Here is a 19778-nt window from a genome sequence, read left to right on the forward strand (position 1 = left end):
CCTTCCGGCGGTGCGGTGCTGGTCCGGGTGCGGTGGTGGTCTATTCGGGGTCGGCCGTCCCGTCCGGTCCCGTCCCGTCCGGCCTCGGCGCGGCCGGTTCCGTCCCGTCCGGTCCCGGCGCGGCCGCGACCCGGCCGCTGGTCCGGATCGCCGGACTGAGCAGCGCGCCGACGGCCATCACGGCCATCGCCGCCGCCACGCCCACGACGGTGTGCCCGGTGCCCCAGGCGGCGAGCAGGAAGCCGCCGGCCAGCGCCCCGGCCGCGTTCATCCCGGAGCCCGCCAGCGCGAAGACGCTGGTCACCCGGCCCTGGAGGGCGTCCGGGGTGACCCGCACCTGGTGGACTCCGGCGACGACGTTCACCAGGGCCCCGGCGAAGCTCAGCCCGGCCCACAGGGCCCCGAGCAGCACTGGCCGCGCGGTGAACGCGACCGGCAGCACCAGCAGCGTCCAGACGGTCAGCGTGCCGCAGACGATCACCGACATCGGCAGCCGCTTCATGAACCAGGGCCCGCTCAGCGCCCCGGCCACCCCGCCGATCCCGGCGACCGTGCCGATCAGCCCGATCGTCGCCGGTGAGCCGCCGTGCTCCCGGACGATCAGCACCAGGGCGAGCGAGAGGACCTGGAAGAGCAGGTTGCTGCCGGCGATCAGGACCACCGCGGCCCGCATGAACCGCTGCTCCCAGACCCAGCCCAGCCCCTCCGCGACCTCCGTCCGCAGCCGGCGGGTGACCGCCGGCCTGGCCTCCTGGAGGTCCTGGCGGATGAACAGCAGGGTGCCCAGCGCCGCGAGGTGGGCCAGCGCGGTGAAGCCGAACGGCAGCCACCCCGCGAGGGTGAACAACCCGCTGCCGGCCGGGCCGCCGAGCAGCCCGGCGGCCTGGCCGCGGGCCTCGTTCTGCCCCAGCGCGGCGGACAGCTGGTCGGGGCGCACCAGGTTGCGCACCGCGGCCCGCTCGGCCAGCCGGTACATCAGGGCGGCGCTGCCCTCGACGAACGCCGCGGCCATCAGCAGCGGCAGCCAGAGCCCGCCGGCCAGGACCATCGCGGCGACCGAGCCCATGGCCAGCGCACCGGCGAGGTCACAGGCGATCATCACCCGGCGCCGGTCCCAGCGGTCCACCGCGACTCCGGCGGGCAGCTGCACCAGCAGTTGCGGCAGGACGCCGGCGAAGCCCACCAGTCCGGCGGCGACCGGCGAGCCGCCCTGCCACACCACCAGCAGCGGGTAGGCCACGGTGCCCGCCCGCAGGCCCAGCATCGAGACGCCCGCGCCGATCCACAGGAGCAGGAAGTCCCGGTTGCGGCGCAGCGGTTCGGCGGCGGGGGCGGCGGGCGTCCGCGGCGCCTCGGCCTCCAGCAGGCTCATCGCGCCGCGGCCTCGCGCTCGCCCCGGTAGCACCACTCCAGGACGGCCATGGCGCTGTACATCTTGTTGGCCGCCTGGTCGAAGGCGATGCTGGCGGGCCCGTCGAGCACCTCGGCGGTGACCTCCTCGCCCCGGTGCGCGGGCAGGTCGTGCAGGAAGGCGGCCTTCGGGCTGGACTCCCAGAGGCCGGTGGTGACCTGGAACGGCGCGAACTTCTCCCGCCACAGCGGGTCGGCCTTGGAGGTGCCGGTGGTCTGCCAGCGCGAGGTGTAGACCGCGTCCTGGTCGGCCGGGACGCCGTCCATGTCGTGCCGTTCGGTGAGCCGGGCGCCGCTCAGCTCGGCGCGGGCGAGCGCCTTGTCGCGGATGTCCGCCGCGAGGCCGAATCCCTCCGGGGTGCGCAGCTCCAACTCGACGCCCTGGTAGCGCATCAGGCCGAGGGCGAGGGCGGCGGCGGTGTTGTTGCCCTCGCCGACGTAGAGCACCCGCAGGCCCTCGATCCGGCCGAACCTGCGCAGCAGCGTGGTGAGGTCGGTCAGCCCCTGGGTGGGGTGCTCGTCCGCGCTCATCGCGTTGACCACGGACATCCGTTCCTGGTCGGCCCAGCCGCGCAGTTCGGCGGTCTCGCCCGCCGTCCGGGCGACCAGGACGTCCAGCATCCGGGAGAAGACCTGGCCGGTGTCCTCGGTGGTCTCGCCGGTGTTCAGCTGGAGGTCGTCCGGCCCGTAGCCGATGATCTGCCCGCCGAGCCGGAGCGCTCCCGAGGAGAAGGCCGTTCTGGTTCTGGTGGAGGTCTTGCGGAAGTAGATGCCGGCGATCGCCCCGGCCAGCGGGCGGTCGGCGGTGCCCGCTCCGGCGGAGAACTCGGCGCCCCGGGCCACCACGGACCGCAGTTCCGCGTCGGTGAGGTCTTCGAGGGAGATGAGGTGGCGTACGGCCATGACGGGCTCCTTGTGCGGTCGGCGAGGGTCAGACGGCGATGGCGAGCACCTGGGGCTGCGCGAGCGTCCGGTAGGCGGCGGTGGACAGCTCGATCGAGCGGTCCAGCCGGGCCGCGTTGAAGTAGAGGTGGGGGTGGGTCAACAGCTCGGTGTCCACGAGGAGTTCGAGCTCCGGGTGGAAGGAGAACGGGATGATCGAACCGCTGACGCAGCCGCTCAGCCGCTCGGCGGTGGAGCGGTCCGCGAAGCCGACGCGGTCGGATCCGAGGGCCTGGCCGACGGCGTCGAGGTCGACCCGGCGGTCGCCCGGCACCACGGCGAGCGCGTACCGCCCGCCGCCGTCCCGCTTGGTCCGCTTGGCCCGCAGGACGATGGACTTGGCGGCCCGGTCCAGCGGGTGGCCGCGCAGCTCGCTGGCGAGGGCGGTGTTCCCCTCGGGTTCGTGGCGGATCGTCCGGTAGCCCGCCGGGTCGGTCGCCAGCAGGTCCAACAGGCGCTGGTAGGTGGAGACTTCGGCCTGTGCCGGGGCGGCGGGGGACGGGCCGGCGGGGGACGGGCCAGTGGAAGACGGGCCGGTGGGGGACGGGGCAGTGGTCATGGAGTGCGTCCTCGGAGCGGGCGTCAGGGGTGCGGAACGGCCCGTCGAGCTGCCTGAGCAGTACGACGGGCCGTCGTTCTGGGCCTTGCCTGGTGCGGTGGTACGAGGGTGGTCCCGGGTGGGCGCGCGGCCTGCCCTGCCGCGCGCCGGGGCCGGGTCGGTGCGGGGTTCAGGCCCGGACGGGCTCCCGGACGGGCTCCCGCACGGGGGCCTGGGGTGCCGGCACGCCGTGCTCGGTGCCGCCGGCCGCGGGCGCGACCTCGCTTCCGGTCCCGCTTCCGGTCCAGCCCTCGACCTCGCCCTCGACCTCGCCCTCGACCGAGAGGCTCGGCACCCAGGCCAGCCAGCCCGGCAGCACCCAGGAGCGCTCCCCGAGCAGGGCCAGCGCCGCCGGGAGCAGCACCCCGCGGACCAGCGTGGCGTCGATCAGGACGGCCACCGCCATGCCGACGCCGAGCATCTTGTAGTCGGCCATCGACAGCGTGGCGAAGATCGAGAAGACCGCGACCATCACGGCCGCCGCGCTGGTGACGACACCCGCGCTGCCGCTGATGCCCTTGGTCACCGCCGTCCGGCCGTCGTCGCCGCGCACGTGCAGTTCGCGGATCCGGCTCAGGATGAAGACGTGGTAGTCCATCGACAGGCCGAAGAGGATCACGAACATGAAGAGCGGCAGCCAGCTGATCACCCCGCCGTAGGGGTGGAATCCGACCAGTGAACTCCCGTGCCCCTCCTGGAAGATCCAGGTGATCACGCCGTACGCGGCGCCGATCGAGACCAGGTTGAGCGCGATCGACACCAGCGGCACGGCCAGCGAGCGGAAGGCGGCGACCAGCAGCAGGAAGGCGAAGCCGAGGACGAAGGTGAAGACCCACGGGGTGCTGCCGCGCACGGCGTCGGCGAAGTCCGAGATGGCGGTCTCGCCCGTCACCGCGTACTCCAGGCCGTTCACCGTTCCGAGGCTTTCCGGCAGGGCCTTCTCCCGCAGGGTCTTCAGGGCGGCCACGGCCGGGGCGTCACTGGTGTTGCCGGCCAGCGGGACGTACACCACCACGGTGTTGTTGGCCGGTTCGCCGACCGGGACGACCGCGACCGGCTCGTGCAGCGCGCCGTTGCTGTCGGCGACCTGCCGGTGCAGCGCGGTGATCGCGCGGTCGAACTCGCCGCCGTGCACGACCGGGCCGCGGGCCACCACGATGGCGGGGGCCGGGCTGCCGGGGAAGGCGTCCTGGATGGCCACCATGTTGGCGATCTCCGGGACGCTGCGCGGCAGTTCGTCCTGGAGGCTCGGATCGGCCAGCCGCATGTCCAGTGCCGGCAGGGCCGCCACCAGCATCAGGGCGAGCACCGAGCCGCCCCACACCAGCGGACGCCGGACGACCTGGCCGACCAGCGCGCGCCACATCCGGGAGTCCCGGGCGGCGGCGCGGCGGCGGCCCAGCCAGGGCAGCCGGCCCGCGTCCATCCGGTGGCCGAGCATCGACAGCAGCGCGGGCAGCGCGGTGAGGGAGCCGACGACGGCCAGCAGCACCACGATGATGGTGCCGAGCGTCATCCCGGTGAAGGTGTCGATCCCGGTGAACAGCAGGCCAGCCATCGAGACCATCACGGTCAGGCCGGAGACGGCCACCGCGCGGCCCGAGGTGGCGGCGGTGACCCGCAGCGCGTCGGCGTGCGGACGGCCGGCGAGCCGCTCCTCGCGGACCCGGCGCAGGTAGAACAGCGAGTAGTCGACGCCGACGGCCATGCCGACCAGCAGCACCACCGAGGCGGCCGAGTTGTTGACCGGCACCCAGTGGCCCACCAGGTGCATCAGGCCGAGCGCCGCCGCCACCGCCGTGATCGACAGCAGCACCGGGATGCCGGCCGCGACCAGGGCGCCGAAGACGACCAGCAGGACCAGCAGGGTGAGCGGCACCGAGGTCTGCTCGGCCCTGGCGAAGTCCTTGGCGGTGGCCTTGGACACGGCCTGGTTGACGCTGGCGTTCCCGGCCTCGACGATCTTCAGGTCGGGGTGGGCGGCGGCCACCTTGGCCACCGCGGCCTGGGTGAGCGCGACGTTGGCGTCCGCGTTGTCCCAGCCGTAGCCGGGGCCGGCGAGCGAGAAGCCGACCAGCACGGACCGCCCGTCGGGCGAGACCTGGTTCTTCCCGGCGTCCCCGGTCGGCTCGCGCAGTTCGGTGAGGGTGTCGGCCGGCAGCGCCCGCAGCGCGTCGGCGACCTCGGTGGCGGCCTTGCGCATCGCGGGGTTGGCGGCGAACACGGGTGCGTCCGGCCCGGCCTGGATCAGCACGCTCTCGGCCGGCGGGCGGGAGTTGGGGCCGGCCTGGTCGATCATGCGCTGGGCGTGGCCCGACTCGCCCGGGTCGTAGGCCTTCGGGCTCCCGCCGCCCGTCATCGAGCCGACCGCGAGCGCCAGCACGACGCAGACGATCCACCCGATCAGGGCGGTCTTTCTGTTCTCGGCCGACCAGCCGGCCACCCGCTCGATCAGGGGCTTGCGGCCGGGTGTCGGCGGGGCGTGACGGGCAGTCCGTTCCACGGGGGTCGGCACGGCCATTCTCCTCTTTCTCCGGTGGTGCTCACTCAGAGATCCGGACGGTCGGCCTCGGCCGGTCGGCGAAGCCTCGGGAGGCAGGCGGCGCGCTCTCCCGCCGTACGGGTACGGCGTCGGACCTGCCAGGACCGAGGGTGAGGCCCGTCACTATCGGTGGCCTATCAAGGATCTATACGCCGCCGCGTCCGCCCGCCTGCCCGTCCGCTCGCCGCCGTCCGCCCGCTCGCCGCCGTCCGCCCGCTCGTCCGCCGGGTCCGGTCCCGGCCCTCCGGGATATCTGCCGAACGGCGGATGGCAGACGGCCGCGGATCGGAGAGGCTTCCGGACGTGCCCGAGAGGCGCGTCCGACGTGGCGCGCCCGCCGTCCCAGTCGCCAGGAGGACCCGGTGGACCGTCGCCCGAAGTCCGCACCCGCCCTGCTCGCCCTCGTGGTGGCCGCCCTCGTCCCGCTCGCGGGCTGCGCCGACGCCGACGACGCCAAGCCCGAGGACAAGACCTTCGCGTTCGCGGGCAAGAGCCTGAACGTCAAGGCGCACGGGGCCCCCGCCGACCTCGTCGCGGCCGACCGCACGGACGTCAAGGTCACCCGCTGGTTCGACACCAGCGGCAAGATCGGCACTGCCCGGGAGTCCTGGACGCTCCAGGACGGGGTCCTGGAACTCGAGGCGGGGTGCAGCGGGTTCGCCAACTGTTCCACGAAGTACCGCGTCGAGGTCCCGACGGGGGTCGCGGTGCTGCGCGACGGACGCGAGACGGACCTCAGGGGCTGAGCCGGGGGCCGGGCCGGGGGCCGAGCAGGGAACCGTGCCGCAGACGGGCCGAAGCCGGGAGCCCGGGCCGTCGGCGGACGGTCCGGGCTCCCTCGTCGTGCGTGGTGGCTACTCGTCGTCGCCGAGGTCGGGGCCGAGGTCGGCGCCGAGCTCGCCGTCCGGGGTGCCGCTGATCGCGTACCCCTGCCGGCGCGCCTCGTAGCAGGCCACCGTCGCGGCCGCCGAGACGTTCAGCGAGCCGACCCGGCCCAGCTGCGGCACGAACACCACCTGGTCGCACAGCGCCAGCGCGTCGGCGGTGACCCCGCGGTCCTCGTGCCCGAGCACGAAGGCCACCGCCGGGGTCAGCTCGGCGGCGAACATCGGCACCGCCTCGTCCGCCAGCTCCAGGCCGACCACCTTGAAGCCGTCCGCCTTCGCCGCCGCGATCGCCTCGGCGACGGTCGGGAAGTGCTCCACCTTCAGGTACTTGTCGGTGCCCATCGCGGCCTTCTGGGCGCCGGACGAGCGCACCGACGGGGTGTCCCCGGTCAGGTACAGCTTCTCGGCGCCCATCGCCGCGCCGGTGCGGACCACCGAGCCGACGTTGAAGGGGGACTGGAGGTTCTCCAGGATCATCGCGAGCCGGAACTCGTTGCTGCGCCGCCACGAGCGGTGCAGGCGCTTGAGTTCGGTCGGGCGCAGCTGCTTCACGTCGTCGTTCCTCGTCCACTCTCGGAGCCCTCGCCCACCTCGGGGCGGGGCCGCGCTTCCAGGATCCGCACCCCGTTGACCGACGTGACCCGGGTGGTCGGGTAGCCCTGCTCGATCAGCCACTTCTGGAGCGAGTCCGAACCCAGGTGCTTCTGCACCACCAGGAACGCCGAGCCGTCCGGGGTCAGCCGGTCGAGCCAGTGCGTGAGCAGGCGGCGCAGCGCGGCCTTGCCGATCCGGATCGGCGGGTTGGAGTAGATGGTGGCGAAGCGGACGTCCTCGGGGACGTCGTCGGGCAGGGCGGCCTGGACGTTGCCGAGCCCGAGCGCCTCGGCGTTCAGCCGTACCAGTTCCAGGGCCCGCTCGTTGACGTCCACCGCCCAGACCGGGAGGCGCTTGCGGCGGCTCGCCCACGTCAGCGCGATCGGGCCGTAGCCGCAGCCGATGTCCAGGATCGGGCCGCGCACCCGCGGCTGCGGGGCGTGCTCCAGCAGGATCCGGGTGCACGGGTCGAGCCGGCTGCGGGAGAACACCCCGGCGTCGGTGGTCAGTTCCAGGGTGAGGTCCGGCAGGGAGACCGTGATCGGCCGGCGGTCGCTGGCGACCTCGGGTGCACCGGTGAAGTAGTGCGAGCCGGACATGATTTCCCCGTCGTTCGTATGGGCCTCGGGGCCACCGGGTGGGTGTGGGTTAGCCCTTCGTACGGCACCGATCGTACCCCCGGCGGCCCGCCGGGCGTTCCGGCCGAGGTTCCGGAACGCCCTGGCGGAGGGCGGTGCGGCCGGGCCGCGCGGTCAGGCGGTGCCGGGGGTCTTGCGGGTGGCCACGTTGATCCGGTTCCAGGCGTTGATGGTGAGGCAGACCGAGATCAGCTGCGCCAGCTCGGCCGGCGCGAAGTGCGCGGCGGCCCGGTCGTACACGGTGTCCGAGACGCCGCCGCCGATCAGGGCGATCTCCTCGGCGAGCGCCAGGGCGGCCCGCTCGGGCTCGCTGTACACCCCGGCCGGGGCCTCCGGCCAGACCGGCAGCAGGTAGATCCGCTCGTCGGTCTCGCCGGCCTTGCGGGCGTCCTTGACGTGCATGTCCAGGCAGTACGCGCAGCCGTTCAGCTGGGAGGTGCGCATCTGGACCAGCTCGACCAGGGCCGGGTCCAGGCCCTCGCGGGCGGCGGCGTCCAGGGCGATCATCGCGCGGAACACCTTGGGGGCGGTGCGGGCGTAGTCGAGGCGGGCGGCGGTCGCGGTGTTCTCGTTCGTCGTCATGACCACGACCCTAGGAGCGGAATGCACCAGGTTCCTGGGTCATTCGGGAGGCTGTTTCGTGGGTCAATCCGGCCGCTCGGGCCGCGGCGGCGGCCGTACGCCCGAGCGGTCCCGGCACATCGCGTCCGGGCGTCGGGCGACGGATACTGCCAGTACCGCCAGCCGGGCCCGTGAAGGCCTCCGAACAGTGAGGACGGATGCCATGCCGCAGGAACAGCACGAGGAGTACCTGACCGACGAGATCCCCGAGACCGTCGAGCCCGAGGAGCCCGGGGAGAAGGCGACCGAGCGCGACGCGAACGAGGAGGTGGCCGAACGCCTGGCCGCCGGCGCGGACCCGGCGACCAACATCGCGGACGTCGTGGAGCAGAACCGGCCGGTCCGGCAGGACCAGGACGACTACCGGGAGTAGCCGGGCCCGGGGCGGCCACCGGTTCGGGGTGGCCACCGGTTCGGGGCGGTCACAGGGCCCGGCGGTCACAGGGCCCGAGGGACGGCTACAGGGCTCGGCGGCGTTGCAGCCAGGCCATCGCCGCCCAGCCCGGCAGCACGGGCAGGATCAGCGTCAGCAGGCGGTACAGCGCCACCGCCGCCAGCGCGCCGCCCTCCTCCATCGACGCGGTCTGGTGGAGGAAGGTGACCAGCATCCCGTCCACGGCGCCGGCCCCGCCCGGAGTCGGCGCCGCGCTGCCCACCGCGTTGCCCACCAGGAACACCACCGCGACCGCGGCGAAGGACGGCTCCCGGCCGATCGCCCGCACGCAGCAGTACAGACAGGTGATCAGGCAGATCGACACCAGCAGCTGCCCGGTCACCCCCACCGCCAGCCGGGTCGGGCTGCGCAGCAGGTCCAGCAGGCGCGGCAGCACCTCGGCGGTCAGCGGCCGCAGCCGGGTCGCCAGCCACCGCCGGGCCACCGGGATCGCCGACACCACCGCCAGCAGTGCCGCCGCCCCGGCCAGTCCGCCGACCACGAGGGGCAGCGCGTCCAGCTCGGAGCCGCCCGGATCGAAGCCCATCAGGTAGACGAAGGCGCCGAGTTGCAGCAGGTGCAGCACCAGGCCCATCAGGTTCCCCACCCCGACGCTGGACAGCGCCTGCGCGGTGGGGATTCCGGCCCGCTGCAACAACCGGGTGTTCAGCGCGATCCCGCCGACGCCGCCGGGCGACACCAGCTTCACGAACGACCCGGCCAGCTGCGCCAGCACCGCGTTGCGGAAGTCCAGCCGCTCCGGCACGAAGCCGACGAAGCCCATCGCCGCCGCGACGTGGCTGCTCGCCGCGGCGACCAGGGCGAGCACCAGCCACCAGGGATCGGCGTCCGCGAGGGTGGCGATCGGATTGTCCTCCGCCGCGAACAGCTGCGGGATCAGCAGCCACCCGGCCACTATCCCGCCCACCACGATCAGCAGCGTCCGCGGCCGCAACCGCTCCAGCCGCACCGGCTGGCCCACCGCCTGCGGCCGGCCGCGCAGCACTTCGGCGCGGATCTCGTCGAGCAGGCCGCCGGTGGGGGCGGTGGCGGTGGTCTCGGCGGCGCCGGCGGCCGGACCCTCCGCGCTGTCCACCGTGCCGCCACCGCCCCGGCCACCGACCCCGCCCCCACCGCCGGCCCCGCCCGTCCCCGCCGCGGTCCGCCCGGTGGTCTGCCCGGTGGTCCGCCCGGCGGTCTGCCTGGCGTGCTGCTTGAGGGCGCGGCGGGTGGTGTGGGTGAGGGCGATGGGCTGGAGCAGCGGGAGGGCGGCGCCGACCGGGTCGGGGCCGAGGACGGCGGTGGCGGTGCGGACCGAGCGGGCGGCGCCGGCGCGCAGGGCGAGGGTGGTGAGGAGCTGGGCGAGGTCGCAGCGCAGGACGAGTTCGGTGGCCGCGATGTCCCCGTCGGCGAAGTCGACCAGGTGGACGGCGCCCGAGTCGTCGATCAGCAGCGAGGAGGGGACGAGGGCGCGGTGGGCGATCTCGCGGCGCTGGAGCAGGACGAGCTGCCGCCAGGCCTCGGTGAGCAGTTCGTCGGTGACCTCCTCGTCGGCGAGTTCGTCCAGGGTGCGTCCGGCCAGCCGCTCGTACGCGATGAGGGCGGTGTCCTGGCCGATGCCGGCGGTGGCGGCGATGCGGCGGGTGCGGACGCCGGCCGCGAGGGCCGCGTAGGTGACCAGGGCCTCGTGCTCCAGTCCGGTGCGCGGGGAGCGCAGGGCGCGCGGGTCGGGGGCGGTGTGCAGGCGCAGCCGGCGCCAGGCGCGCTGGACGGCGGCGGCGGTGACGGCCTGCCGGTCGAGCAGCTGGACGTCGAGGTCGGGGCGGCCGTCGGCCTGGCGGACGCGGTAGCGGTCGGGGCCGGCCGGCTGGGCCTCGACCGGGCGCAGGCCGCTGTCGCGCAGGGCGCGCAGGATCTCGCCGGGCCGGGGTCGGGGGTCGGGGGTGCCGACCGTGTACAGGGTGCCGTGGGCGCCGGTCCAGCCGATCAGCAGCCCGAGCAGCAGCGCGGTGGGGGTGGCGTACCCGCCGGTGAGTCCGGCGAGGCCGGAGAGGGCGAGGACGGTCCAGGGCAGGCGGCGTTCGCGGCTGCCGGAGGCGGTCATGAAGGCGAGGACCGGCGCGAGGTAGCCGTAGACCGGCTCGGTGTGCCCGAGCACGTCGCCGGGCAGCGGCTGGGTGAGCGCGGAGAGCAGCGAGACCGGGGCGAGGCCGTCGGCCCACAGGTCCAGGCCCAGCGTGGCGCCGTACGCGAGGACGGCGGCGAGCAGTCCGTCGGAGACCTGCTGGAGCGCGCGTCGCCGGTCCGGGCCGAGCAGGCGGCGGACGGCGAGGCCGACCGGCAGCAGCAGGACGGCGGCGGTGGTGAGCCCGCCGGCCAGGCTCGCAAGCGGGCGCGGCACCATCGTGGCGGCCACGGCGACGTCGGCCGCGATGCCGCCGGTGGTGGCGCGGGCGTAGTCGGCGAGCAGCAGGGTGAGGGCGATGGCGAACAGGCCGCCGAGCAGCCGGATCAGGGCGACGGGCTGCCGGACCCGGTCGCCGGTGGGCAGCGGGCGGGCCCGGAACCGGCCGGCGCCCGCCGTCTGTTCGGGTATCCGGGCGGCGGCCCTGCCCCGGCCGCTTCCGCCGGTGGCCCCGGCTCCGCCGGGCCGCGTCCCCGAGCCGCCGTGCCGCGCCTCCGCGTCGCGTACCCCGCGCACCCCGCGCGCGGACGCACCGCCGGCGTCGTCGTCGGTGTCGCCGTTCGTTCTCCCCGCCACGATCGCCACGGGTGGCATGCTCCCATGCCGTCCGCGGGCGGGGAGCGGGGATGCCGATGGGGAGCGGGGATACCGGAGTGCCGGGGCGGCTTCGGGGGGCGGGAGTCCGGGCGGGAGGCGCTGAGCGGGCGCCGCGCGCCGGGGCGGCATAGCCTTTCAGACATGAGCGCCTGCGAAGACCTCGCTCTGGCCCCTCAGCAGATCGAGCCCCGCCCGCCGGCCGACGGCTGCGCCGACTGCCTGGCGCAGGGCCGCCGGGACTGGGTGCACCTGCGGATCTGCCTGGACTGCGGCCACATCGGCTGCTGTGACTTCTCGCCGCAGCGGCACGCCACCGCGCACTTCCACGACACCTCCCACCCGGTGATCCGCTCGTACGAGCCGGGGGAGGACTGGCGCTGGTGCTTCGTCCACGAGGTCATGGGCTGAGGCCGAAGGGCCTTCCGGCCGGCCCGGACCGGGTCGGCGCGATCCGATCCGAGGCGGGGGCGGCTTCCCCCGGTGGCGCGGGCCCGCGACCCGGATAAAATCCGGACATAACGCCCGTGCGGTTCCTCCGGCCGGCATCCGTCCGGCCGGTGGCCGACGAAGGGAGGCCGACGATGACCAAGCTGACGCCCGGCGGTACCGCCAAGCTCCGCCAGGGCACCCAGGAACTGCTGGAACGCCGTGGCATGGCGAGCCCGCCGACCCGGCTCGCGCCGCTGCCGAGCGCCGGGGGGCTGTCCTCCGCCACCGCCGGACACGGCGCCGGCGAGGCCTTCCGGCACGGCGGACGGGACGCGCCCGGCACGACGGCGCACGCGGCCCCGGCGATGCACGCCGAGCTCAAGGGGCACCGGCACCGCGGCGCGGAGAAGCACTCCGCCCACTGAGCCACGGCACCGGGCCGCGCCACTGGGCGTCGCCGCCGGGCCGTACCGCCGAGCCGCAGGTCAGGGGCGGGCGCCGGAGCGAGGCGTCCGCCCCTGACGCACGTTCAGGGCGTCGCTCCGGGCGGTGGTCAGGGCGCCGGATCGGGCGGCGGCGCGGGCTCGGCGGGCGGTTGTCGGACCCCTGCGCTACGTTCGTCCCGTTCGACACGGCAGGGCACGCAGCAGGGCACGCAGCAGGGCACACAGCAGGACGACGGGGGCGCACCATGGTCGACGTGATCACGGAGGAGCCGGTCGAGCTCCAGTTGGAGCGGTACCGCACCGAGTTGACGGGCTACTGCTACCGCATGCTCGGCTCCGTCTTCGAGGCCGAGGACGCGGTGCAGGAGACGATGGTCCGTGCCTGGCGCGGGCACCGGGGCTTCGAGGGGCGCGCCGCGCTGCGCTCCTGGCTGTACCGCATAGCCACCAACGTCTGCCTGGACGCGCTGAACGGCCGCAACGGCCGGGCCCGTCCGATGGACCTGGCCGACCCGGTCACGGTGGCCACGGCCTGCGGCACCCAGCTGCCCGAGGTGACGTGGATCGGCCCGGCGCCGGACGGCCGGGTGCTGCCCGAGACGGGTGACCCTGCGGAGGTGGCCGCCCAGCGCGATTCGGTGAAGCTGGCTTTCGTCGCCGTGCTCCAGCGCCTCGCGCCCCGCCAGCGCGCGGTGCTGATCCTGCGTGAGGTGCTCGGCTGGAAGGCCGCCGAGGTGGCCGAACTGCTCGGCGTCACGGTGGCGTCGGTCAACAGCGCGCTCCAGCGGGCCCGGGCGGTGCTCGCCGCCGACCCGGGGTCCGTTCGGCCGGCTCCCGCGCTGGACGCGGAGCACCGGGCGCTGCTGGACCGCTACGTCCGCGCCTTCGAGGCGTACGACATGGACGGTCTCGCCGCGCTGCTGCACGAGGACGTCACGCTCAACATGCCGCCGTTCGCGATGTGGCTGCGCGGGCAGGGCGAGATCCGTGACTGGATGCTCGGTCCGGGGATCGGCTGCCGCGGTTCCCGGCTGCTTCCGGTGGCGGCCAACGGAGGCCGGGCCTTCGCCCAGTACCGGCCGAGCCCGGCGGGCGGGCACGAGCCGTGGTCGCTGGTCGTGCTGGAGGTGTCAGAGGGCCGGATCACCGGGTTCACCCACTTCCTGGACACCGACGTGCTCTTCCCGCTCTTCGGCCTTCCGCCCCGGCTGGAGGCCGTCGCCGAGTAGTTCCGCGAGGTCCGGGTCCAGGTCCGGATCCAGCGGATCGGCCGCGCCCGGCAGCAGCGCCGCGAGTCCGCTGAACGCCAGCAGTTCGCGCAGCGGGCCGTCGACGTTCAGCAGCACCACGGTCACGCCGTGCCGGGCGGCGGCCAGCTTCAGCCGGGCGAGCGCGTCGACGACGGCCAGGTCGGGGGCGTTCAACGCGCCCAGGTCGCAGGTCAGTACGGGGCTGCCCGGTGTGCTCTCCATGGTGTCCATGCCGGATAGGACCGGTACGGCGGCGCCAACTCATCGGTCGGGCCGCGGCGGACCGGGTGGCGGACCGGGCTGTGACCCGGGTGGCAGAGTGGTGGCCGACCGCACCCACCCCGCCCCAGGAGGAGCACCGTGACGGCTGAGCCCTTGAAGTCCCGCGAGGAATGGCTGGCTTCCCTGCCCCGGATCTACGCGGCGGCGGGCTGCCTGCTGCGGGACGAGTCGGGCCGGGTGCTGATCGTGAAGGCCGGCTACCGCGAGCACTGGCAGTTCCCGGGCGGCACGATCGACCTCGGCGAGGGCCCGGTCGAGTGCGCCGGGCGGGAGTTGGAGGAGGAGACCGGCATCGTCCGGGCGGCCGGCGAGCTGCTGGCCATCTCCTGGACCCACGCCTCGGCCGAACTCGACCACCCGGCCGAGCACTTCCTGTTCGACTTCGGCACCGTCCCGGACGGCACCCCCGTGACCGTCCCGGCCGGCGAGCTGGACACCCACCGCTGGGCGCCGGTCGAGGAGGCCCTGGAACTCCTCGGCCCGGCCCGTTCGGCCCGCCTGCGGGCGGCCCTGGAGGCGGCGGCGGACGGCCGGGTCCGGATCGTCACCACCCACGTCTCCGGCTTCTGAGCCTGAAGTGGCCTGCCCCGGGCGGGAGTTCCGTCCGGGGCGGGTCCGGGGTACGGTGCCTCACCGCGGCGGCTGCTCGGACTCCTCGTTCCGGGCGGCGATGAGGGCGGCGATCGCCTCCGAGACGAAGGTCCCCGCCTCGGCCTTGTCCACCTTCAGCCCGGCCAGCACGCCTTGGCCGTTCTCCAGTTCCAGCAGCGCGAGCAGGAGGTGCTCGGTGCCGACGTAGTTGTGTCCGAGCTTGAGCGCCTCCCGGAAGGTCAGCTCCAGCGCCTTCTTGCTCTCGGCGTCGAACGGGATCAGCGCGGGCAGCGTGTCGGCGGCGGTCGGCAGGGCGGCGGTGGCCACCGCTCGCAGGGCCTCCGGGGTGACGCCCTGGGCGGCGAGCGCCTTCGCGCCGATGCCCTCGGGTTCGGAGAGCAGGCCGAGCAGCAGGTGGGCCGTGGTGATCTCGGTGTTGCCGGCCTTGCGGGCCTCTTCCTGCGAGGCCACGACGACCTTGCGGGCGCGGGGCGTGAACCGGCTGAAGCCCTGGCTGGGGTCGAGGTCGTTGGGGGCGCCCGGGTCCTTGGGGACGAAGCGCTTCTGGGCGGCCTGCTTGCTGACGCCCATGCTGCGGCCGATGTCGGTCCAGGAGGCGCCGGAGCGGCGGGCCTGGTCGACGAAGTGGCCGATGAGGTGGTCGGCGAGGTCTCCGAGGTGGTCGGCGGCGATGACCGCGTCGGAGAGCTGGTCGAGCGCGTCGGGGTGGACCTTCTTGATCGCGGCGATCAGGTCGTCGAGGCGCAGCGGAGTGCTGTTGGGGACAACGGAATTCTCCATGCGTCAACCGTAGGTTGTCGATCCGGGGATCGTCAACCATCGGTTGACGATGATCATGGAGGCTCCGTCGGCCGTGCTACCCGGCGGGCAGCAGCCGCTCCCGGACGGCGGCGATCCGCTCGGGCGCGACCCCCGCCGCGAGCAGGTAGCCGGCCGGGTCCAGCCGGTCCAGTACGGCCGCCAGGGCGGCTTCGGCGGTGGTTCCGGCCTCGGCGAGTGCCGCGTCGATCCGGCGGTACGGGTCCGGCAGGCCGAGCATCCCGTACAGCGGGCGGACGTTGGGGAGGCTCAGCAGGTAGTCCTCGGCGATCGCGGCCCGGTCGACCCCGGCCAGGGCGAGCAGCAGCAGGGCGGCCAGGCCGGTGCGGTCACGGCCGGCGCCGCAGTGCACGACGACGCCGCCGGGGCGGGCACCGGCGATCGCGGAGACCAGCGCGGCGGCGGCGTGCGGGCAGTGGTCCAGGTAGGGGCGGAAGGCGAGCGGGGTGCCGTCCAGCTGCCCGTGGGTCTCCCACCAGGCGGGGCCGGCCAGTTCGTCCAGCGGGACGCGGATCAGGTCGACGTCCTCGGGGAGCGGGAGGAGCGGCCGGTACTCCGCGGCGTCGCGCAGGTCGACCACGGTGCGGACGCCGTGGCCGAGGAGGGCGTCCCAGCCCTCGGCGGTGAGGCGGTCCAGGTTGTCCGCCCGGACGATCGCGCGGCGGGCGGTGGGCCGGCCGGAGGCGGTGGGCAGTCCGCCCAGGTCTCGGACGTTCAGGCAGCCGTCCCAGACGAGGGTGCGGTCCTCGGTACTGCTCGGCGCGTGCGTCGTCCGGTTCATGGGCTCCCCGTTTCCTGGTCGGGGGTCCCGTTACCCCCTCGTTATCAACGACTCCCGGGAGGTCGGGATGGTTCCTCGCCGTTCGAGTCCAGGAAGCCCGCTGTTCAGCGGACGGCGGGCCGCCCGGCTCAGGCGGCGGTCGGGGCCCCGGCCTCGGTGCGGACCAGTTCCTCCATCGGCTCGACCGCGATCTGGCCGAGCAGCGAACCGGCCACGATCGCGCCGGCCAGGAAGACGGTGGACAGCCAGGCCATGGTCGACACCGGCAGGGTGAAGGCGCCGACCACCCGGGCCGCGCACTCCGCCAGCAGGGCGGTGCCCCAGATGCCGGAGAACAGGCGCTCATGGCGGCGGAAGGCCCGCGACCCGGCCGCCCGGCCCTCGGTCAGCCGCTGCCAGGCGGCGGCGCGGTCGCCCTTCCCCTTGGTGACGAAGGGCATCAGCATCGGTGTCATCACCGGCCGGCCGATCAGCGCGGAGGCCAGGATCGCCAGCGCCACGGTGCCGCTCAGCCCGCCGTCCTTGGCGATCATCAGCCGGGCGTCACCGGTGACGAAGGTCAGCGCCAGGCCCGCCAGGTTGACCGTCAGCATCAGGGCGGCCCACAGGTTGAGCCGGCGCTCGCCCAGCAGACCGAGGACGGTCCGGGCGGCCGGAAAGGCGCTGCTCCAGGCCAGCGCGGCGAACTCGCTCAGGCCGCAGGCCGAGTGCAGCAGGTAGTAGCCGACCAGTGGGGCGGCCACGTCGAGGGCGAGCGGGCGGAGTCCGGTGACCAGCGGGTTGGGCACCTCGGCGTGGGCGGTGGCCGAGGCGCCGGCCGAGATGCCGGTCGAGGCGGCGAGCGGGGCCGCGACGGGAACGGCGAACGGGGTGGCGGCGGTGCCGGTGACGACGGCGCTGACGGTCTGGCTCACGGTGGGTTCCTCCCCGGCCGGCTGCCGCGGGCCGCTGCCCGCGTCGTGCCGCCAGTCTTTCCGCCCGGCCCTCTCCCGGAGCAGTGCCGTCCGTTGCCTCATCCACGTGACAGCTGTCATGGTGCGCGCCGTGACACCGCCTCCGACCTGCGGTTCCTCAGGGCGTGTCGGAGAACTCCCACAGCTCGCGGCCCAGCGTGTCCAGGCAGCGGACGGTGCCGAACCGCTCGTCCCCGGCCGACAGGAAGCCCCGGGCGACCCCGGCCAGGACGGTCCGGGCGACGCCGTCGCCCCGGGTCCAGGCGCCGGTCAGCACCAGCGCCTTGTCGGCCAGCTCGGCGCGCTGCACCCGGGCCACCGCCGCGGTCAGCAGCGCGGCGTTGACCGACTCCAGCTCGGCGGGGAAGAGGTAGGTCTCGCCGGTGGGGGCGAGGTCCGCCTCGGCCCGGCGCCGCAGCTCCGGCAGACCGTAGTGGCGGACGGCGGCGACGGCGTCGTCCAGCGGGAGCCACCAGCGCGGCCCGGGCAGCACCTCCCACCAGACGTCCTCGCCGACGGGCAGCACCTCGCCGATCCGGGCCCGCCAGGCCTCGATGCCGTAGGGGGTGCGCGGGTCGGGTTGGTGGCCGGGGAGGGCGGCGAGCGTCCAGTCGGCGCGGCGGACCAGGCTGAGGTCGAAGGTGAACGGCACCCGGTCGGCGGCGGGGCGCTCGACCACGCCGAGCAGCAGCCAGTGAGTGGGGTCCGGCAGGCTGAAGGTCCGGCGCCACCCGGTGAGGCCCAGGGCGCGCAGGGCGGGCGCGAGGTGCTCGCGCAGGCCCTTCGCGTGGAGCTCGTGGGCAGTGGTCATCGCGGTCTTCCCTGCTGATGGTGGAGGCCCCGGGCACGGTGGACCGGCAAGCCCGGGAGGAGGCCCCGGCAAGGCCCGGAGGAGGCCCCGGCAGGCCCGGGAGGACGGCGCGGCCTGGGCCCGTACGGGCGCGGGTGTGCCCTCGGGCGGGAGGGGGAGGGGTGGCGGCCGGGTGGCCGGACGCGTCGGCGGTCCGGACTGCTTCGCCTACCGACAACGTAGTCCGGAACGGTCCGTCCGGGCCGTGGGCGAACGTCGGCAGTCCTCGGGACCTTGGCCCCGGCCGGGCCGGTCGTTCGGCCGGGACCGGAGGGTTACTCCGGATGGCGCATCATGTGGCGGGTGCAGAGTGCAGAGCGCCCCGGAGCGGGCACCGACCGGCCCGCCGGCAGGCCCGGACCAGTACCTCCCGCCGGCCCGCCGCCGGACCCGGATCCGGACCCCGCTCCTCCTGATCTGACCGAGGCGGTCCGCGCCGCGCAGGGCGGGGACGAGGAGGCGTTCCGGCTGCTGTTCCGGACCGTCCAGCCCGGTCTGCTGCGCTACCTGCGGGTGCTGGTCGGCGGCCGGCCGGAGGACACCCAGGACGCGGAGGACATCGCCTCCGAGACCTGGCTGCAGATCGCCCGCGACCTGCGCGGCTTCTCGGGGGACGGGGACGGATTCCGCGGCTGGGCCGCCACCATCGCGCGCCACCGGGCCGTCGACCACCTGCGCGCCCGCCGCCGCCGTCCGGTCGGCGGTCTGGCCTTCGAGCAGCTGGTCGAGCTGGCGGCCGGGGACGACACCGCGCGGTCCGCGCTGACCACGGTCGGCACCGCCGACGCGCTGGCGCTGATCTCCCGGCTGCCGCGCGACCAGGCCGAGGCGGTGCTGCTGCGGGTGGTCATGGAGCTGGACGCGGAGAGCGCCGCCCGGGTGCTCGGCAAGCGGGCCGGCAGTGTCCGGATGGCCGCCCACCGGGGGCTGCGGCGGCTGGCCAAGCTGATCGAGCCGTTCGCCCCCGGAGGCGGCTTACCGGCCGCCCGGACGAGCGGGCAGGTTCCCGCCGGCCCGCCCGGGACGGCCGCCGGCCCGTCCGTGGGGCGAGGCACCGGGACGCCCGCGAAGACGCCCGCGAAGACGCCCGCGAAAAAAAGTTCTCCGCAGGGTGTGACAGAACGCCGGGCCGCGACGCTGAAGGACATGAGATGAGCACCAACCGATCCCGTCGGATCGACCGTGATGCCGCCGAGCACCTGCTCGGTGGTGCCGTGGGCGGCCCGTCGGCCGGGCAGGACGCCTCGCTCACCGGACCGGACGGCGGTCCCGGGCAGCTCGCCCGGGTGCTCGCCGCGGCCGCCGCTCCCGCGACGGCCGGCGAACTGGCCGGGGAGGAGGCCGCCCTGGCCGCGTTCCGGGAGGCGCGTCTCACGTCCGACCCGATAGCGACCCCCGTCCGGAGACGATCGATGGCGACCGCCGCGCTGGCCAGGGCCTTCAGCACGAAGGCCACTGCCGCCGTGCTCGGCGCCACCGCGCTGTGCGGGGTCGCGGTCGCCGCCGGCACCGGCAACCTGCCGTCCGCGCTGGGCGGCGGTCCGGCCGCCCCGGACCACCTGCCCGGCGGCGAGGCCCCGTCGGCCGGCTCCGCGCCGGGCGCGCCGGCCACCGGGTCGTCCATCGGTGTGGCCCCGTTCGGTGCCGCGTCGGCCGGCTCCGCCCGTCCCTCCGGCAGCGCCTCCGCCGGAGCCCAGACGGTCGTCCCGTCGGGCTCCGCGACGCTCGGCACCCTCTCGGCCGACGGGCACGGCGGTCCGGCCGTCCAGCCGGCGCTGGTCGGCCTCTGCACCGGCTTCGCCGACCGTACGGCCAAGGGGGAGCGGCCGGGCCGGCTGGTCGGCGAGCCGCTGTACGGCCCGCTGGTCGCGGCGGCCGGCGGCGCGGACCGGGTGGCGGACTACTGCGC

At 75.0% G+C, this 19778-nt stretch carries 21 protein-coding genes; 8 read left to right on the forward strand and 13 right to left on the reverse strand.

Annotated elements, in window-relative coordinates; translation table 11 throughout:
• Nucleotides 1-40: 40 nt before the first annotated feature.
• The 4 genes from ACFRMQ_RS20275 to ACFRMQ_RS20290 all read right to left on the reverse strand — a co-directional run bounded on the left by ACFRMQ_RS20275 (nt 41) and on the right by ACFRMQ_RS20290 (nt 5465).
• Nucleotides 41-1372 (reverse strand): MFS transporter, encoded by a 1332-nt coding sequence (locus ACFRMQ_RS20275; RefSeq protein WP_380731880.1) that lies wholly within the window; start codon nt 1370-1372, stop codon nt 41-43.
• Nucleotides 1369-2313: an ornithine carbamoyltransferase gene (locus ACFRMQ_RS20280; RefSeq protein WP_380731881.1), complete on the reverse strand. Its 945-nt coding sequence runs from the start codon at nt 2311-2313 to the stop codon at nt 1369-1371. The genes ACFRMQ_RS20275 and ACFRMQ_RS20280 overlap by 4 nt, the downstream gene beginning before the upstream one ends.
• A gap of 28 nt (nt 2314-2341) precedes the next feature.
• Entirely contained in the window at nt 2342-2911 is a 570-nt protein-coding gene (locus ACFRMQ_RS20285; protein WP_380731882.1) for a YbaK/EbsC family protein, read from the reverse strand.
• 169 nt (nt 2912-3080) lie between these two features.
• The gene (locus tag ACFRMQ_RS20290) at nt 3081-5465 is read right to left on the reverse strand and encodes an MMPL family transporter (RefSeq protein WP_380731883.1); all 2385 of its coding nucleotides are present in this window, start codon (nt 5463-5465) and stop codon (nt 3081-3083) included.
• 389 nt (nt 5466-5854) lie between these two features.
• Between ACFRMQ_RS20290 and ACFRMQ_RS20295 the strand changes: the two genes are divergently transcribed.
• Entirely contained in the window at nt 5855-6238 is a 384-nt protein-coding gene (locus ACFRMQ_RS20295) for a hypothetical protein (protein ID WP_380731884.1), read from the forward strand.
• A gap of 108 nt (nt 6239-6346) precedes the next feature.
• Here the strand turns inward: ACFRMQ_RS20295 and ACFRMQ_RS20300 are convergent, their stop codons facing one another.
• The 3 genes from ACFRMQ_RS20300 to ACFRMQ_RS20310 all read right to left on the reverse strand — a co-directional run bounded on the left by ACFRMQ_RS20300 (nt 6347) and on the right by ACFRMQ_RS20310 (nt 8193).
• Nucleotides 6347-6931, reverse strand: a complete 585-nt coding sequence (locus tag ACFRMQ_RS20300; RefSeq protein WP_380731885.1) for a TrmH family RNA methyltransferase — start codon at nt 6929-6931, stop codon at nt 6347-6349.
• On the reverse strand, nt 6928-7572 hold the full coding sequence (locus ACFRMQ_RS20305; RefSeq protein ID WP_380731886.1) for a class I SAM-dependent methyltransferase: 645 nt from the start codon (nt 7570-7572) through the stop codon (nt 6928-6930). The genes ACFRMQ_RS20300 and ACFRMQ_RS20305 overlap by 4 nt, the downstream gene beginning before the upstream one ends.
• A gap of 153 nt (nt 7573-7725) precedes the next feature.
• The gene (locus ACFRMQ_RS20310; RefSeq protein WP_380731888.1) at nt 7726-8193 is read right to left on the reverse strand and encodes a carboxymuconolactone decarboxylase family protein; all 468 of its coding nucleotides are present in this window, start codon (nt 8191-8193) and stop codon (nt 7726-7728) included.
• 202 nt (nt 8194-8395) lie between these two features.
• Here ACFRMQ_RS20310 and ACFRMQ_RS20315 point away from each other — a divergent pair, with 202 nt between their 5' ends.
• A complete protein-coding gene (locus tag ACFRMQ_RS20315; RefSeq protein WP_380731889.1) occupies nt 8396-8605 on the forward strand; it encodes a hypothetical protein in 210 nt (69 codons plus the stop codon).
• Nucleotides 8606-8690: 85 nt separating this feature from the next.
• On the opposite strand, the gene ACFRMQ_RS20320 is transcribed toward ACFRMQ_RS20315, so the two are convergent.
• On the reverse strand, nt 8691-11435 hold the full coding sequence (locus ACFRMQ_RS20320; RefSeq protein WP_380731890.1) for a lysylphosphatidylglycerol synthase domain-containing protein: 2745 nt from the start codon (nt 11433-11435) through the stop codon (nt 8691-8693).
• Between the two features lie 153 nt (nt 11436-11588).
• On the opposite strand from ACFRMQ_RS20320, the gene ACFRMQ_RS20325 reads away from it, so the two are divergent.
• From ACFRMQ_RS20325 to ACFRMQ_RS20335, 3 genes are all read left to right on the forward strand, one after another.
• Nucleotides 11589-11855: a UBP-type zinc finger domain-containing protein gene (locus ACFRMQ_RS20325; RefSeq protein WP_380698094.1), complete on the forward strand. Its 267-nt coding sequence runs from the start codon at nt 11589-11591 to the stop codon at nt 11853-11855.
• 173 nt (nt 11856-12028) lie between these two features.
• Nucleotides 12029-12301 (forward strand): hypothetical protein, encoded by a 273-nt coding sequence (locus ACFRMQ_RS20330; protein ID WP_380731891.1) that lies wholly within the window; start codon nt 12029-12031, stop codon nt 12299-12301.
• Between the two features lie 266 nt (nt 12302-12567).
• Entirely contained in the window at nt 12568-13551 is a 984-nt protein-coding gene (locus ACFRMQ_RS20335; protein ID WP_380731892.1) for a sigma-70 family RNA polymerase sigma factor, read from the forward strand.
• Here ACFRMQ_RS20335 and ACFRMQ_RS20340 read toward each other — a convergent pair.
• Nucleotides 13453-13803, reverse strand: coding sequence for an STAS domain-containing protein (locus ACFRMQ_RS20340; protein ID WP_380731893.1), 351 nt, complete (start codon nt 13801-13803; stop codon nt 13453-13455). The genes ACFRMQ_RS20335 and ACFRMQ_RS20340 overlap by 99 nt on opposite strands.
• Before the next feature lie 129 nt (nt 13804-13932).
• Here ACFRMQ_RS20340 and ACFRMQ_RS20345 point away from each other — a divergent pair, with 129 nt between their 5' ends.
• Nucleotides 13933-14424 carry an NUDIX domain-containing protein gene (locus ACFRMQ_RS20345; protein WP_380731894.1) on the forward strand — a complete coding sequence of 164 codons (492 nt, stop codon included), beginning with the start codon at nt 13933-13935 and terminating at the stop codon, nt 14422-14424.
• Nucleotides 14425-14484: 60 nt separating this feature from the next.
• On the opposite strand, the gene ACFRMQ_RS20350 is transcribed toward ACFRMQ_RS20345, so the two are convergent.
• From ACFRMQ_RS20350 to ACFRMQ_RS20365, 4 genes are all read right to left on the reverse strand, one after another.
• Nucleotides 14485-15246: a Clp protease N-terminal domain-containing protein gene (locus tag ACFRMQ_RS20350; protein WP_380731896.1), complete on the reverse strand. Its 762-nt coding sequence runs from the start codon at nt 15244-15246 to the stop codon at nt 14485-14487.
• Between the two features lie 76 nt (nt 15247-15322).
• Nucleotides 15323-16066: a tyrosine-protein phosphatase gene (locus ACFRMQ_RS20355; RefSeq protein WP_380731897.1), complete on the reverse strand. Its 744-nt coding sequence runs from the start codon at nt 16064-16066 to the stop codon at nt 15323-15325.
• 128 nt (nt 16067-16194) lie between these two features.
• Nucleotides 16195-16980 (reverse strand): VC0807 family protein, encoded by a 786-nt coding sequence (locus ACFRMQ_RS20360; RefSeq protein ID WP_380731898.1) that lies wholly within the window; start codon nt 16978-16980, stop codon nt 16195-16197.
• Between the two features lie 157 nt (nt 16981-17137).
• Nucleotides 17138-17830 (reverse strand): hypothetical protein, encoded by a 693-nt coding sequence (locus tag ACFRMQ_RS20365; RefSeq protein WP_380731899.1) that lies wholly within the window; start codon nt 17828-17830, stop codon nt 17138-17140.
• Nucleotides 17831-18163: 333 nt separating this feature from the next.
• Between ACFRMQ_RS20365 and ACFRMQ_RS20370 the strand changes: the two genes are divergently transcribed.
• Nucleotides 18164-19024 carry a sigma-70 family RNA polymerase sigma factor gene (locus ACFRMQ_RS20370; RefSeq protein WP_380731900.1) on the forward strand — a complete coding sequence of 287 codons (861 nt, stop codon included), beginning with the start codon at nt 18164-18166 and terminating at the stop codon, nt 19022-19024.
• On the forward strand, nt 19021-19778 hold a 758-nt coding region (locus ACFRMQ_RS20375), incomplete at its 3' end, for a hypothetical protein (RefSeq protein WP_380731901.1). The genes ACFRMQ_RS20370 and ACFRMQ_RS20375, both read left to right, overlap by 4 nt.

Source organism: Kitasatospora sp. NPDC056783 (genome assembly GCF_042789895.1).
Taxonomy (GTDB): Bacteria; Actinomycetota; Actinomycetes; order Streptomycetales; family Streptomycetaceae; genus Kitasatospora.